Origin of the sequence: Acinetobacter sp. ACNIH2 (assembly GCF_002934965.1) — a bacterium.
GTDB classification, from domain to species: domain Bacteria; phylum Pseudomonadota; class Gammaproteobacteria; order Pseudomonadales; family Moraxellaceae; genus Acinetobacter; species Acinetobacter tandoii.
On sequence record NZ_CP026412.1, the window covers coordinates 925,294 to 938,968 of the forward strand.

Here is a 13,675-nt window from a genome sequence, read left to right on the forward strand (position 1 = left end):
TAGCTTGTGCTAAAGTTTCAATTCTCTTGCTACCCCCTCTTAAAATTTATGCTCGAATTCTGGTTTGATCCTAAAATTGCAGTGTTCAAAAAACTGACACTGTTTGTACTGATTGGCTTGGTAACCGCTGGGCTGTATTGGATGCAACCTTTAACACTCGATGCCATTTTAATGTTCATGGGAACAGGAATTGTGTTTCTGATCTGCCGCTATTGCAAAACCCATTTTGCTAGTAGCAATCCTGCCGGGCTACTGTATCGTTTATTCACATGGATTCCATTGGCATTGCTTTTAGCACTGATCTTTATGCATTTAAAAACTGGAGACATTCTCATTCCTGGTGCACAGGGTATAGGCTTTATGGTGTTATCCATCTGTCTATTTTCGCCCCTATCCTTGCTCAACCAACATCAACAGGATTAACGCCAAAATGCTCGAATTTTGGTACTCAGAACGCTGCTCCCGTGAAATCAGACTCATTTGTAGTATTGGGGTATGCATCAGTATTTATTTCTGTTCTCGCATTGCGCAACTTGCACCACTATGGGTAGGATTAAGTCTGTTGTCGGGAATGCTGATGCATATCCTGTTTACACAATATCTCAAATTAGCAACTTCACATCCTTATCGAATCACGCTTCGTAATGGAATTTATATATTCCAATTGTTTGCACTTTTAAGCTTGATTTATCTATTACCAGAACCGCATAAATGGGTGCTGTGGTTACAATGCTTAGGCTTTCATGCACTAGGCTTATTCTTGGTTTCAATCTATCTCAACCGTGCCAAACGTTATGATTAGTATGATGAATAGTGATGGAACCTCATATTATCCCTATAAAAAAAGACCGTTTATCTCGATATAATAAACGGTCTTTTTTTATGCTTATCACGCTGTTATTTAGTGATCTAAGCGGTAATAACTATATTGCACATTGGCATTTTTATAAACGGCGTAACCCGTTTGTTTAAAGTCAGAGACCCAACCTGAACCTGAATAACCTGCAATATGCCCATAAGTATGACCTTTGGTGCGGTCAATAATATAGATATCGCCTTTTTTCGGTTGGTCAAACGATGGGCTAATACGACGGTAGCCTAATCGCTCGAGTGTATTGCCCCAATCCGCAGCAGCAACAGGATGACCCTGTACATTTGCACCCGCAGACTGTAATGCCAGACGAATACTCTTGGCACATTTCTGGGTGCTGGTACGGCGCGTGATACTGCTTAATTTCTGCGTGAATTTATCAATATCAACACGCTGAGCATTGCTTGACGTATAATTACGGCTGCGTTCTGTGTTTGAGCGTTTGTTATCTGGTCTTTGTTGCGCATTGGAACGAATAATGATTTGTGTTTCGGCAGGAGCATGAACATCACTCATACCCGTATTAACATCATAAATCATCCTTAAAACCTCAAACTTCTTACATCAAACACAAAAAACTGAGTGCTGATAGTAGCCCGTGAAACTTAATTTTTCACACGTAAAATGTAAAAAAATATAAACATGTAACTGAGCAACCGTTAACTTACTCTTTTTTTAGAAATTGCATGGCGGCTTTAGTCAATCTTTTTGAACAAAAAATAATCAACACTCTAATTTACTTCTCGCTCGAAACCGCTTGTAATCTGCTTGATTCAATACTTTTCACATAACTTTTTATCGGATTGGTCATCCTGAATGACCACACCAATCTTGGGTGCGTTCTAGTACACAATTCAGTATAATCATCCGCATATTTTAGAATTTATATTGGGAAGATTAAGCTAATCCGTGACAGATTTGCTTGCCCAAATGGCTTATTTGAGAGTTTTATGAAGACGTATTTAGACCTGCTACAACACATCCTCGATCACGGTGGTGATAAAGGCGACCGTACTGGTACAGGTACGCGCTCGGTATTTGGTCATCAAATGCGTTTTGACCTAAATCAAGGCTTCCCTTTACTGACCACCAAAAAAGTTCATTTCCGCTCGATTGTGATTGAACTGTTGTGGTTCCTTAAAGGCGACACCAATGTAAAATATTTACAAGACAACAAAGTCAGCATTTGGGATGAATGGTCAACCGCAGAACAAACGGCTCGTTTTGGTCGCCCTGAAGGTGAACTCGGTCCTGTCTATGGCCATCAATGGCGAAACTTTGGTGCAACCAAACTTGAAAATGGATTGTATGAGCAAGATGGTTTTGACCAAATTTCATGGTTGATCAATGAAATTAAAACCAATCCAAATTCACGTCGCTTAATTGTGTCTGGTTGGAATCCACAAGAAGCAGGACAAGTTGCGCTGCCGCCATGTCATACCTTGTTCCAGTTCTTTGTCCAAGATGGCAAATTGTCTTGTCAGTTATATCAACGTAGTGCCGATGTGTTTTTAGGCGTGCCTTTTAACATTGCCAGCTATGCCTTGCTGACGCATATGGTGGCGCAAGTGTGTGGTTTAGGTGTGGGTGATTTTGTTTGGACAGGTGGCGATACCCACCTCTATGCCAACCATTTTGAGCAAGCCAAACTACAACTGAGCCGTGAACCGCTCGGTCTGTGTCAATTAAAACTCAATCCTGAAATTCAAGATATTTTCGATTTTAAATTCGAAGATATTGAAATTGTCGGCTACGAATCGCATCCTGCAATTAAAGCCCCTGTTGCCGTTTAAGCTTCAGGACAGATGCTTTCTGCACAGAGAGCATCTTTTTTCCAAATATTTCCACAGGCTAGTGATTAATGACATTCCAGAATTTAGAAGTTGTGCATGTCGTGGCGATGGATCAGCAACGCTGTATCGGCAAAGCCAATGATTTACCTTGGCATATTCCTGCCGACCTTAAACACTTTAAAGCCATCACTCAAGGTGGCGTGGTGGTCATGGGGCGTAAAACCTTAGAGTCTATGGGACGCACCTTGCCTAAACGTGTTAATTGGGTCATTACCCGTGATCCAAACTGGTCTTTTGAAGGCACAAAGGTAGCCTATAGCATTGAGGAAGCACTCACACACGTGATAGCAGATGTACAAGCTTCAGAAAAGCCTGAAAGCATCTTTATTATTGGCGGTGGTGAAATTTTTAAACAAACCATGAATATTGCAGACCGTCTGGAATTGACCCACGTTGAACTTGATGTACAAGGTGATGCGTATTATCCTGAAATTCCGACTGAATTTAAAAAAGTAAGCTCGGAAAAACATCGAGATGAAAATACTGGGATCGTGTTTGAGTTTGCAACCTATACCAAATAACTATTCAAAAATGAGTGGCTGAGTATGCAGCAAAAAGGATCAGGTACATTGTTGTTCAAAACACTGCAATGGTTGATCCACTGTATTTTCAGCCTGTTTGTACTGTTATCTTCAATTTGGCTATGCCTTGCGCTCTGGATTCAACAACCTATTCATGCTGTTGTGACTTATACCCTCATTTTAGTGTGGGCCTGTTTTTCACTCAGTATCTTAGGCATTTATTTTAGTCAGCACCTCATCAGTCGCAATAAAGATATTCTGCTGTATCTTTTTGGCTTTGTATTGGCATTAGCATGGTACTTTGGCTTAGAAGCTCGACAAGACCGTGATTGGAATCCCGAAGTTTCTCGTTTGCTGAGTTATCAAATTAACGGGCATCAAGTCACTTTGCACAATGTTCGAGACTTTCACTGGCATGCCGATGGCAGTTATAGCGCTGCATGGCAAACGCGAGTTTTAGATTTAAATCAAATTACTGGGGTAAACATTATTACCTCGTACTGGACAGGCCCACAGATTGCCCATACTTTGGTCAGTTTTGATTTTGCCGATACCGCCCCGCTCACTTTTTCCATCGAAATTCGCAAGGAAAAAGGTGAAGAATTTTCCGCAATTGGCGGCTTTTTCCGTAAGTATGAACTGAATTTAGTTGCTGCCAATGAAACTGACATCATCTATACCCGTAGTAATATTCGGCATGAACAGGTCTATTTTTTCCCGATCAAGATGTCAAAAGCACAAAGCCAAGCTTTATTTCTCGAGTATCTGAATAAAGCCAGTGAACTGGCACAACAACCCAAATGGTATAATACGCTGAGCAGTAACTGCACCACGCTAGTATTTGACATGATTCAGGCCGTCACACAAAAACCACTGCCTGTAGATTACCGCCTATTGGCTTCGGGCTATTTGCCTAACTACCTCTACGACTTGAATGCAATTTCACACCATTACAGTATGCGTGAATGGTATCGTCAGGCACACGTCAATCCCAAGGTTCAATCTTTAGGGTCAATCCAAGACTATTCCAGAACCATTCGTCAAAGACTACCAACCCATTAGGTGCTGCGTTCTGTCTTCACAAGGTAAAAGTACAAGAAGAAATACGATAATCAACTAGAAATTTAAATCTGCTTTGTTTATAAAATAAAAAATAAAGTTAAAAAAATTGGAATTACAACATGTTAAAAAAGACCTTAAGTGTTGCCCTACTCGGCTCAGCATTACTATTCGCTGGCTGCCAGTCCACACCAAGCTCTTCTGCTGCCGAGGTCAATAACTTACAAACACTACAAAACCGTACGTGGATTGCAACTCAAATTGGTTCGCAAATGCTCAAAACCAATCCAAGCGCACGTAATATTCCCGCACTCCAGTTTGATGAAGCAACAAAACGTGTTTCTGGTGCCGATGGTTGTAACCGTTTGATGGGCACCTATCAAGCCACGGGCAATACCTTGGTACTTTCACAAATGGCATCTACTAAAATGGCATGTATTGATAATACCCTGCCGAATCAATTTAACACTGCACTAGCGAATGTGACCAACTATCAGGTGTATAACAACACCCTGAAATTACTGGATCGCAATGGCAACCTATTGGTTGAATTTAAGAGTGCAAAACAACCTCGTTAAAATTTTAAGATAAGGGTCTGTATTACAGACCTTTTTTCATTTATATAACAAACATTACATCTTGGTGCCACAATGTTCTCTTATAGTGGCGAGCAAGATTGAATTAAGGAAATTGTCATGCAACAAGCATTATTGGGTGGTGGCTGCTTTTGGTGTGTTGAAGCGGTATTTCTTCAATTAAAAGGGGTGACTCAGGTGGTCAGTGGGTATGCTGGTGGCACAACAGAAAATCCAAGCTATGAAGACATCTGCCGAGGCAATACAGGACATGCAGAGGTCATCCTGATTGATTTTGATGAAAGCCAAATTCAATACTCACAATTGCTTGAAGTATTTTTTGCAACGCATGACCCAACAACACTAAACCGTCAAGGCAATGATATTGGTACACAATATCGCTCAGTGATTTATTACTTCAACCCAGAGCAACAACAAGCGGCTGAACGAATCATTCAGGAATTAAAAGCCCAAGGCATCAATATTGTCACCGAAGTGACCCCTGCACCACAGTTTTACCCTGCCGAAGAGTATCACCAAAATTACTTTGCTCGGAACCCAGCCCAAGGTTACTGTAATTTCGCTATACCGCCAAAACTGCTGAAATTACACAGCAAGTTCCAATCACTGCTAAAAACTGAATAAGTCAGCAATAAAAAAAAGCGACCAATATGGTCGCTTTTCTCGCATCATCAATGCTTAATTTTCACTGACAAAAGCAATATCACTGAGTCCGGCTTCACTCGCACGTGACATCACTTGTGCAACAGTATCATAGCGTGATTCTTTATCTGCGCGTAATTGTACCGTTGGCTTCTGTGCGGCTTGACCTGCATCATTAAAACGAGTCTGTAACTCATCTAAACTAATAATTTGGTCATTCCACGCCACTTCACCATTGGCATTAATACTGACTGTAATTGCTTCAGGTGGTGGATCAACAATATCCGCAGTGGTTTTTGGCAAGGTTAATGGAATTGATGGGTTGGCAACGGTCGCAGTCACCAAGAAGATGATCATCAATACCAACATAATATCGATGAGCGGAATGAGATTCATCTCATTCATGCCCGAATCGTTGTCTTCCCCCAATTGAAAAGCCATTAAGCTTGACCTCCAACTAAACCTTGTTGTGTCGCTTTCACTTCAACTTTTTGTGTTGTTGTTTCTTGTTGCAACATGGTGTCGATCAATAAGCTGTGTGCTTGATCTTGCAGCTCATTAGACAAAGTACGGTTAGCACGTACACAAATGTTGTACGCCAATACTGCAGGAATCGCAACCGCCAAACCTAAACCCGTCATGATCAGTGCTTCACCCACAGGAGTTGCCACTTGAGCTAAACCTGCTTGTCCACTTTTACCTACAGCAACCAGAGCATGGAAAATACCCCAAACGGTACCAAACAAACCCACAAACGGTGCAATTGAGGCAATTGTACCTAAAACAGATACACCTTTTTCAGCATTGGCTTTTTCAACCGAAATTTGACGCAATAATGCTTGTTCTGCAACCGCTTTACGCTGTTCAAAACTTAAAGGTGCCAATTTTGCTTTCAGCTTAGTGAGTGCTGCTGCAAGTTGAGCATGTGCTTGTTGTTTAAGTTGGCGTGTGCCCATCAGACGTAAAATAAAAATCGTCCATGTTGCGATAGACATTGCCAATAATACGAAATACAGGGTTTTACTCACCGCATCCGCATGTTGCCAATAAACTGAAAAGTTCATACTCGAACTCCTGAAATAGTTAGCCGTTAGGATTCAATGTCAATTCAAATGGTTGCTCTGCTCGAATAGGGTAAGCAACACCATTTTCCTTGTACGGTTTGAATTTTGCATTACGCACAGAGCGTAAAATCTTTTCATCTAAAGCGGAAACACCTGTCGACTTGGTCACACGCGCATTAGTAATTTTCCCCTTTTCATCGGCCTCAATGAGGATGATGATGCTACGTGTTTCACCCTTTAAGTCACTATTGCTATAACTTGGCTTTGGCGAACGACTCCATTGCACCCCTGAACCACCAATTGAAACACTTCTGGTTGTTGGTGTTGGCGCAGGTCTTTCCACCACTGGTTGAGCTACAGGTGCAGGTCTACTCACCACTCTGGTTTCAACCGCTGGAGTACTCACCACAGCTGGTTTCTGCGGCTGTACGGTAGGCTGTGTAACAGGTTTAACAGTTTCTGCTTTTTTAACTTGTTGAACTTTTTCCACCTTCTTCGGAGGTTGTGGCTGAGGTTTTTCCACCACTTTGACCTCTTTTACTTCCTTTGGCTTGGGCTGTTCTTTTTTCGGTTCAGCTTTTGGCTTTGGCGGTAAAGGTTTCGGTTGTTCTTGAATTTTGACAAATCGTACTTTTAATGGTTCTTTTTCCACTTTAGGAAGTTCAGGCGCTTTCATTTGGCTGACCGCCCACAATACCCCAACATGCCCAATGGCAACCGCAATTAAGGCTGAGATGATTTTCTTTTTCATCGGATTAGGAGCTTGCATAGAGGGGGTAGAAAGTTGACTCATTAGAATCTATGACCTAAAAGAAGCGACTGCTCACGACAGTTTAATCGTGGATTTAACAATCAAGCTCATCGGTTAGTACAATTAAAGTATCGCAATAATAAATGAGAAGTGTTTTCATTTGCAACTATTAATTTCACTGTTTTAATGAGTTTTTTGAATCAAAATAAAAAAAGGACCGTTAAAAAACTGGTCCTTTTTCGCATAGGCTAAAAATAGTTATTGGAAAACAACTGTTTTATTGCCATCAACAATAATACGGTCTTCTAAATGCCATTTTACTGCACGCGCCAAAACATTACGTTCAACGTCTTGACCCAATTCACGCAATTGCTCAACAGTAAAGTCGTGATTCACACGCTCAACATCCTGCTCAATAATTGGACCTTGGTCTAAATCTGCCGTTACGTAATGCGCCGTAGCACCAATCAGTTTCACGCCTTTCTCATGTGCTTGTTTGTATGGATTTGCCCCGACAAAAGCAGGTAGGAAAGAATGGTGAATATTGATGATTTTCATTTCCCAATGCTTCACAAACTCTTCATCCAGAATTTGCATATAACGCGCTAAAACAAGCAAATCGTTGCCCTGCATCAATTCATCAATTTTTGCATAGGCCTCACGTTTGTTTTCTTTGGTCACAGGAACCACTTCAAACGGGATACCGAAGTTCTCTACTGCTTCACGTAAATCAGGATGATTGGAAACTACCTTCGTGATTTCACATGGTAAACCACCACGCGCATGACGCCATAAGAGTTCAAGCAAAGCATGGTCAACTTTAGAGACCAAAATACCTACTTTTTTCACATCGCTAACCAAGGTCAAGCGCCATTGCATAGCGTAGCGTTCTGCAACATTTACCGCAAAAGTCTGGATCAAACTTTCTTTACGTGTTTGCAAATGGTCTAATTCAAACTCAACACGCATGAAATAACGCCCGCCAGAAGCTTCCGTTGCGTACTGATCAAGTGCGGTAATATTTGCTCCCTGATGATACAAAAAGCTCGATACAGCCTGCACGATCCCTGGCTTATCTTCACAAGTAATCAGTAAGCGTGCTGTGTTGGCAGTTGTCATGTTCATGTTGGTTCTTGTTACACCTAATTTAAATAAGCCGAGTATTCTAGCGCGTTTTACACGCTGACTAAATAGCTGGTTTCAGCTTCAATTGTTTTTCACATGTGAGAGACTGGCAAATAGCTCAGAAGGGCCAAAACTTTCCAGTAATCGCTCATAGGTTTCACGGCTTTCACCACGTAAATAGGCCCCTTCAAGGAACACCATTTGACGTAAAGCTTGCCACACCCACTTTTCTTCCAAATGGTTAGAGTCACTGATGTGCCCAGACATATATAAGAAGTTGGTCCAGTTGGTCAGTACAATCCACAAGTTAATGACCAAGGCTTCAATTTCTGAAGACGTCATTTGCATTAAACCTGCATCCACAAAGGCCTGATAAATTTTCTGACCTTGTTGCATGACTTGTCCCGCAAAACGAGGATACATTTTTCGAAAATCTTCATTGTTTTCAACCAAATGATAAACATCACGGTGCAAAAAGCGATAAGCCCACAACTGGTTGCTTAAGACTTGAAAATAACTAATTTTGTCATTCACATCCAAAGCACGGTCATCGGGTAGCGCGAGCATTTCCAGCGTTTCTTTCTGGTACTGCTCCATCAACTCTTTAATAATTTCATTTTTATTGCGAAAGTGGTAATACAAATTGCCTGGACTCATGCCCAATTCAGCAGCAATATGATTGGTTGTGACCGAGCGTTCACCACGTTCATTAAACAACTGCAAACTCAATTGCAAAATGCGTTCTTTGGTTTTCACCGTTTTGGAGTGAGACATCCTAAAGTAACCATATATTCAATGGGTTAGAAAACTAACACAGTAAGTGACTTGACTATTTAGAGTATTTGCTCTAAAAAATTAATTATCCGCTTTAATGTAACTGGTAGTGCGTCATGAACAGTCAAACAAAAACAACAGCAATGACACCGCATGCTTTTGATCTTCAATACTTACACGACGTACTTGAACAACAAAAGCATGCTTACCAACGTTATCCTTTACCAACAGCAAAGGAACGTATAGATCGTTTAGCACGGCTTAAGCGTATCTTGGTTAAGTACCAAGATCAATTCGCAGAAGCAATCGACCTCGATTATGGTAACCGTTCTATTGCCGAAACCAAAATCGGTGAATTACTCACCTGTCTTGAACAGATTAAGTATTATAGCAAGCATTTAGCAAAATGGATGAAGCCCTCCAAGCGACACGTCGGAATCATCCATCAACCTGCTAAAGCTTGGGTGCAATATCAACCTTTAGGTATCATTGGTATTATTGCGCCTTGGAACTATCCTTTATTGCTCTCGGTTGGTCCTCTCATTTGTGCTTTAGCTGCGGGCAACCATGCCATGATTAAAGTCTCAAGCTCATCCTCTAACTTTGGACGTGTACTTGAACTGGCTTTATCTGAAATCTTCCCACAAGAGTTGGTGGCTGTCATAAATGGCGGTGGTGCCATTTCAGATGCCTTTAGTCATCTGGCTTTTGATAAAATTGTATTTACTGGCTCCACCAATGTTGGCAAAACTGTGATGGCAGCCGCTTCAGAAAATTTAGTTCCCGTGATTCTTGAACTGGGCGGTAAATCACCTGTATTGGTACACCCGTCTATTGACTTAGAAGATGTCGCACAGCGCGTTGCCGTCGGCAAACTGTGGAATGCAGGTCAAACTTGCGTTGCACCTGACTTTATGTTTCTACCAAAAGGCAAAACCCAAGAGTTTATTGAAAAGTTTCAAGCTTGCGTTTTAGAGATGTACCCACATTTCAAAGATAATCAGGATTACACTTCTATTATTAATGATAAGCAATACCGACGTATTCAAGGTTATTTAGAAGATGCTCAAGCGCATGGCGCACGAATTATTGCGATTAACCCATTGCATGAAGATTTACACGAAGTACGTAAAATTGCACCAACCATTGTCGCAGGCGTGACGCCAGACATGCAGATTATGCAGAATGAGATCTTTGGTCCTCTATTACCAATCATGGAATATGATCAAATTGATGATGTAATCGACTTTATTAATAGCCGTCCTCGCCCACTTGCTTTATACTACTTCGACTTTGATCAGGCGCGTGCGGATTATGTCGCACAGCGTACCCATTCAGGGCATTTTGGACAAAACACGGTATTAACCCATGTTGCACAAGACGATTTACCATTTGGTGGCGTTGGTGCATCAGGAATGGGTAAGTATCATGGTCCAGAAGGTTTCTTCAGTTTGTCGCATGAACGGTCTATGATGTCGAATCCAAAGCTGTACAGCTTTAAATACATTCTCCCACCGTTTAATAAGCCGATTCACAAATTGATTTTGAAAACTCTTCTTCGCTAAGTGATCAAGGCATGATCTATCGCATTGGGTCATGTCCCGTTTTATCAAAAATCGCTTGTCTTTTAAGCGCATTTTTGATATAAAACGCCCCTTGAATGAATTCAATCCGTTTATTTTTGACTGGCCATACAGATTTGCTGTTGGCTAAATCAATGGAGTTACACCATGTCTAAGGTTTGCCAAGTTACCGGCAAGCGTCCAGTCGTTGGTAACAACGTCTCACACGCCAACAACAAAACTAAGCGCCGGTTCGAGCCGAACCTGCATCACCACCGTTTCTGGTTAGAAAGTGAAAAACGTTTCGTACGTCTTCGTTTAACCACTAAAGGTATGCGTATTATCGACAAATTGGGCATTGAAAAGGTTGTTGCTGACCTTCGTGCTCAAGGTCAAAAGATCTAAGTAAGGAGTCAGGACAATGCGTGATAAGATTCGCTTAGTTTCTACAGCTGGTACAGGTTATTTCTATACCACTACTAAAAACAAACGTACTATGCCGGAAAAAATGGAAATCAAAAAATTTGATCCAAAAATCCGTCAACACGTAATTTTTAAAGAAGCTAAAATCAAATAATTTTGGTTTCTTAAAAGAAAACGACCTAATCTTAGGTCGTTTTTTTTTGCATTTTTTTTATGCATCTTGATAAACTTAAATAAATTTTTGGCATTCTTTGTGCTTATTTCTTTTCACCCTTAACTTTCTGTTTAAGGAGTTTTTAGTGCCACATAATGTAGACCTCATCATATTACTGGCTTTTGGATTTGGACTTGCACTTGTTTTTGGTTACCTTGCGGCTCGTTTACGCCTCCCTCCGCTGATTGGGTATTTAATTGCAGGTATTATTATTAGTCCGAACACCCCAGGAATTGTTGCGGACATTCAACTTGCCAACCAACTTGCCGAACTGGGTGTCATGTTCCTGATGTTTGGGGTCGGCATGCACTTTTCACTAAATGATCTCCTACAAGTCCGACGCATCGCACTGCCTGGTGCCATTTTACAAATTGCAGTCGCAACACTGTTAGGCATTGGGGTTTCCATGCTTTGGGGATGGAGCTTTGGTTCCGCACTGGTGTTTGGTCTGAGTTTATCTTGTGCCAGTACAGTCGTATTACTCAAAGCCTTGGGGGATCGAGGTCTACTCAATTCGGTCAATGGTAAAATTGCAGTAGGCTGGCTCTTGGTTGAAGATCTGGTCATGGTCTTGGTGTTGGTGTTACTGCCTGCAACAGCAGTATTGCTGGGTGGCGAATCAATGACTACTCATGGTGGCAACGATAACATTTGGCTCACCTTAGGGCTGACGTTATTAAAAGTTGCAGGCTTCATCGCCTTTATGCTGATTGTGGGTAAACGTCTTGTCCCGTTGATTATGCAGTTTGTTGCCCGTTTAGGCTCACGTGAGTTGTTTACCCTCACCGTGGTTGCTGCGGCTGTTTCGATTGCTTTTGGTGCCTATAAAGTCTTTGGCGTTTCTATGGCACTTGGTGCATTCTTTGCAGGTATGGTCGTTAAAGAATCCGACTTTAGCCACCGTGCCGAAGAGGAAACTCTACCTTTACGTGAAATCTTCTCGATTCTATTTTTCGTTTCGGTTGGTATGCTGTTTGATCCGCGTATTTTATGGGAACAGCCTGAACATGTCTTGGCGGTCGTTGCAATTATCATGATTGGTAAAACCATTGCAGCGATGGCACTGGTACTGTTTTTCCGCTACCCGATCAATACAGCCCTGACTGTGGGTGCAAGTTTGGCACAAATTGGAGAATTCTCCTTTATTCTTGCCACTTTGGGACTGTCCTTAAAACTCCTTTCCCTCGAAGGGCAGAATTTGATTCTGGCAGGGGCACTCATCTCCATTACCTTAAACTCCTTTATTTTCTCTGCAATCGAACCCCTTCAAAACTGGATTCGCGAGCGCTCTTCACTGGCACGTTTGCTAGAACGTAGTGGCGATCCGCTTGCGATGTTACCTGATGAAGTTTCACAAGATTATCTGCGTGATCAAGTCGTGATTGTCGGACATGGCGAAGTCGGACGTCGCATCACCAAAACCCTGATGGCAGAAGACATTAAAGTGGTGATTGCGGAAGAAAACCGAGAAATCGTAGAAAACCTACGTGAAAAAGGTATCGCTGCTGTCTCTGGTGTTGCGACTGAACCAGGCGTACTGATTCAAGCCCATATTCAACATGCACGATTATTGGTGCTATCCCCTATGGATATTATTGATATCCATAAAATTGTTGGTATTGCTAAAACCTTAAATCCGCAAATTCAGGTCTTGATTTGTGCTGAAAGCAAACAAGAAGCCGAAGTGATCCGTAAGGAAAACATCGGCGACGTCTATTTTGCCAAAGAAGAAATGGCGAAAAATATGAGCAATCATATTCTTAATCAAATTGAAATTGCTCATCATCAAGCACCTAGCCATTAAGCTACCACTTCATTCTAAACATAAAAAAGCGCACCTCATGTGCGCTTTTTAGCCAATATGGATTAGCTCATAAACTGTGGTTTTTCGTCCACAACCTCGGCTTGCCATTCATTCACTTGTTTTTCAAGCAAGCCAAATAAAGCTGCCTGAATCATGTGCTGTGCAATCACGGCTGTTTGGTCACCCAATAACGCTTTAACTTCATCGTTAAACTGAATTTTGACCAAAGGTTCTTTTTCTGAGCCTGCATTTCGCAACGCCAACTCACCACCTTCAAGTTGAACCAACTCTAGAACCGCTTCCTGATTCCCAAATAACTCTTTCAATTGCTCTATAGACATATGTTTCTCCATGTTCAACATGGTGGCAAAGACCTGTTGCACTTTGCATTGCTTAGACTAATTAATATCGGGTCA

The 13,675-nt window shown here is 41.6% G+C and carries 18 protein-coding genes; 11 read left to right on the forward strand and 7 right to left on the reverse strand.

Features of this window, described 5'->3' with window-relative positions; all coding sequences use genetic code 11:
- The first annotated feature begins 48 nt into the window (after positions 1–48).
- Both C3F34_RS04270 and C3F34_RS04275 read left to right on the forward strand, forming a co-directional pair.
- Complete coding sequence (locus C3F34_RS04270) at positions 49–423, forward strand: hypothetical protein (protein WP_044740071.1); 375 nt, start codon at positions 49–51, stop codon at positions 421–423.
- Between the two features lie 7 nt (positions 424–430).
- Positions 431–802, forward strand: coding sequence for a hypothetical protein (locus C3F34_RS04275; protein ID WP_044740072.1), 372 nt, complete (start codon positions 431–433; stop codon positions 800–802).
- A 99-nt stretch (positions 803–901) separates the two neighbouring features.
- Here the strand turns inward: C3F34_RS04275 and C3F34_RS04280 are convergent, their stop codons facing one another.
- Positions 902–1,411, reverse strand: coding sequence for a peptidoglycan amidohydrolase family protein (locus tag C3F34_RS04280; protein ID WP_044740073.1), 510 nt, complete (start codon positions 1,409–1,411; stop codon positions 902–904).
- A gap of 410 nt (positions 1,412–1,821) precedes the next feature.
- Between C3F34_RS04280 and thyA the strand changes: the two genes are divergently transcribed.
- The 5 genes from thyA to msrA all read left to right on the forward strand — a co-directional run bounded on the left by thyA (position 1,822) and on the right by msrA (position 5,524).
- Positions 1,822–2,664 (forward strand): thymidylate synthase, encoded by an 843-nt coding sequence (gene thyA, locus C3F34_RS04285; RefSeq protein WP_044740074.1) that lies wholly within the window; start codon positions 1,822–1,824, stop codon positions 2,662–2,664.
- Between the two features lie 68 nt (positions 2,665–2,732).
- Positions 2,733–3,245, forward strand: coding sequence for a dihydrofolate reductase (locus tag C3F34_RS04290; protein WP_044740075.1), 513 nt, complete (start codon positions 2,733–2,735; stop codon positions 3,243–3,245).
- A gap of 24 nt (positions 3,246–3,269) precedes the next feature.
- Complete coding sequence (locus C3F34_RS04295; RefSeq protein ID WP_104441120.1) at positions 3,270–4,307, forward strand: DUF4105 domain-containing protein; 1,038 nt, start codon at positions 3,270–3,272, stop codon at positions 4,305–4,307.
- Positions 4,308–4,426: 119 nt separating this feature from the next.
- Positions 4,427–4,882, forward strand: coding sequence for an META domain-containing protein (locus tag C3F34_RS04300; protein ID WP_016168253.1), 456 nt, complete (start codon positions 4,427–4,429; stop codon positions 4,880–4,882).
- 117 nt (positions 4,883–4,999) lie between these two features.
- The gene (gene msrA, locus C3F34_RS04305) at positions 5,000–5,524 is read left to right on the forward strand and encodes a peptide-methionine (S)-S-oxide reductase MsrA (RefSeq protein WP_104441121.1); all 525 of its coding nucleotides are present in this window, start codon (positions 5,000–5,002) and stop codon (positions 5,522–5,524) included.
- Positions 5,525–5,578: 54 nt separating this feature from the next.
- Here msrA and C3F34_RS04310 read toward each other — a convergent pair whose 3' ends face one another.
- The 5 genes from C3F34_RS04310 to C3F34_RS04330 form a co-directional block, all read right to left on the reverse strand.
- The gene (locus C3F34_RS04310) at positions 5,579–5,983 is read right to left on the reverse strand and encodes an ExbD/TolR family protein (RefSeq protein WP_016168255.1); all 405 of its coding nucleotides are present in this window, start codon (positions 5,981–5,983) and stop codon (positions 5,579–5,581) included.
- A complete protein-coding gene (locus C3F34_RS04315; protein WP_044740076.1) occupies positions 5,983–6,606 on the reverse strand; it encodes a MotA/TolQ/ExbB proton channel family protein in 624 nt (207 codons plus the stop codon). Before C3F34_RS04315 ends, C3F34_RS04310 begins: the two co-directional genes overlap by 1 nt.
- Positions 6,607–6,625: 19 nt before the next feature.
- Entirely contained in the window at positions 6,626–7,399 is a 774-nt protein-coding gene (locus C3F34_RS04320; RefSeq protein WP_044740077.1) for an energy transducer TonB family protein, read from the reverse strand.
- Positions 7,400–7,615: 216 nt separating this feature from the next.
- Positions 7,616–8,482, reverse strand: a complete 867-nt coding sequence (gene purU, locus C3F34_RS04325; protein WP_026440903.1) for a formyltetrahydrofolate deformylase — start codon at positions 8,480–8,482, stop codon at positions 7,616–7,618.
- A gap of 81 nt (positions 8,483–8,563) precedes the next feature.
- The gene (locus tag C3F34_RS04330; RefSeq protein WP_016168259.1) at positions 8,564–9,256 is read right to left on the reverse strand and encodes a TetR/AcrR family transcriptional regulator; all 693 of its coding nucleotides are present in this window, start codon (positions 9,254–9,256) and stop codon (positions 8,564–8,566) included.
- Positions 9,257–9,372: 116 nt separating this feature from the next.
- Between C3F34_RS04330 and C3F34_RS04335 the strand changes: the two genes are divergently transcribed.
- The 4 genes from C3F34_RS04335 (at position 9,373) to C3F34_RS04350 (ending at position 13,259) form a co-directional block, all read left to right on the forward strand.
- On the forward strand, positions 9,373–10,821 hold the full coding sequence (locus tag C3F34_RS04335; RefSeq protein WP_104441122.1) for a coniferyl aldehyde dehydrogenase: 1,449 nt from the start codon (positions 9,373–9,375) through the stop codon (positions 10,819–10,821).
- A 165-nt stretch (positions 10,822–10,986) separates the two neighbouring features.
- Entirely contained in the window at positions 10,987–11,223 is a 237-nt protein-coding gene (rpmB, locus tag C3F34_RS04340) for a 50S ribosomal protein L28 (protein WP_000048256.1), read from the forward strand.
- A 16-nt stretch (positions 11,224–11,239) separates the two neighbouring features.
- On the forward strand, positions 11,240–11,395 hold the full coding sequence (rpmG, locus tag C3F34_RS04345) for a 50S ribosomal protein L33 (RefSeq protein ID WP_003654787.1): 156 nt from the start codon (positions 11,240–11,242) through the stop codon (positions 11,393–11,395).
- Positions 11,396–11,540: 145 nt separating this feature from the next.
- The gene (locus tag C3F34_RS04350) at positions 11,541–13,259 is read left to right on the forward strand and encodes a cation:proton antiporter (RefSeq protein ID WP_104441123.1); all 1,719 of its coding nucleotides are present in this window, start codon (positions 11,541–11,543) and stop codon (positions 13,257–13,259) included.
- Positions 13,260–13,321: 62 nt separating this feature from the next.
- Here C3F34_RS04350 and C3F34_RS04355 read toward each other — a convergent pair whose 3' ends face one another.
- Complete coding sequence (locus C3F34_RS04355; protein WP_016168262.1) at positions 13,322–13,600, reverse strand: hypothetical protein; 279 nt, start codon at positions 13,598–13,600, stop codon at positions 13,322–13,324.
- Positions 13,601–13,675: the final 75 nt, after the last annotated feature.

Bases quoted from the DNA above. Each gene is read 5' to 3' on its own strand.
- C3F34_RS04270 (WP_044740071.1), top strand. From the start codon at position 49: ATGCTCGAATTCTGGTTTGATCCTAAAATTGCAGTGTTCAAAAAACTG.
- C3F34_RS04275 (WP_044740072.1), top strand. From the start codon at position 431: ATGCTCGAATTTTGGTACTCAGAACGCTGCTCCCGTGAAATCAGACTC.
- C3F34_RS04280 (WP_044740073.1), bottom strand. From the start codon at position 1,411: ATGATTTATGATGTTAATACGGGTATGAGTGATGTTCATGCTCCTGCC.
- thyA (WP_044740074.1), top strand. From the start codon at position 1,822: ATGAAGACGTATTTAGACCTGCTACAACACATCCTCGATCACGGTGGT.
- C3F34_RS04290 (WP_044740075.1), top strand. From the start codon at position 2,733: ATGACATTCCAGAATTTAGAAGTTGTGCATGTCGTGGCGATGGATCAG.
- C3F34_RS04295 (WP_104441120.1), top strand. From the start codon at position 3,270: ATGCAGCAAAAAGGATCAGGTACATTGTTGTTCAAAACACTGCAATGG.
- C3F34_RS04300 (WP_016168253.1), top strand. From the start codon at position 4,427: ATGTTAAAAAAGACCTTAAGTGTTGCCCTACTCGGCTCAGCATTACTA.
- msrA (WP_104441121.1), top strand. From the start codon at position 5,000: ATGCAACAAGCATTATTGGGTGGTGGCTGCTTTTGGTGTGTTGAAGCG.
- C3F34_RS04310 (WP_016168255.1), bottom strand. From the start codon at position 5,983: ATGGCTTTTCAATTGGGGGAAGACAACGATTCGGGCATGAATGAGATG.
- C3F34_RS04315 (WP_044740076.1), bottom strand. From the start codon at position 6,606: ATGAACTTTTCAGTTTATTGGCAACATGCGGATGCGGTGAGTAAAACC.
- C3F34_RS04320 (WP_044740077.1), bottom strand. From the start codon at position 7,399: ATGAGTCAACTTTCTACCCCCTCTATGCAAGCTCCTAATCCGATGAAA.
- purU (WP_026440903.1), bottom strand. From the start codon at position 8,482: ATGAACATGACAACTGCCAACACAGCACGCTTACTGATTACTTGTGAA.
- C3F34_RS04330 (WP_016168259.1), bottom strand. From the start codon at position 9,256: ATGTCTCACTCCAAAACGGTGAAAACCAAAGAACGCATTTTGCAATTG.
- C3F34_RS04335 (WP_104441122.1), top strand. From the start codon at position 9,373: ATGAACAGTCAAACAAAAACAACAGCAATGACACCGCATGCTTTTGAT.
- rpmB (WP_000048256.1), top strand. From the start codon at position 10,987: ATGTCTAAGGTTTGCCAAGTTACCGGCAAGCGTCCAGTCGTTGGTAAC.
- rpmG (WP_003654787.1), top strand. From the start codon at position 11,240: ATGCGTGATAAGATTCGCTTAGTTTCTACAGCTGGTACAGGTTATTTC.
- C3F34_RS04355 (WP_016168262.1), bottom strand. From the start codon at position 13,600: ATGTCTATAGAGCAATTGAAAGAGTTATTTGGGAATCAGGAAGCGGTT.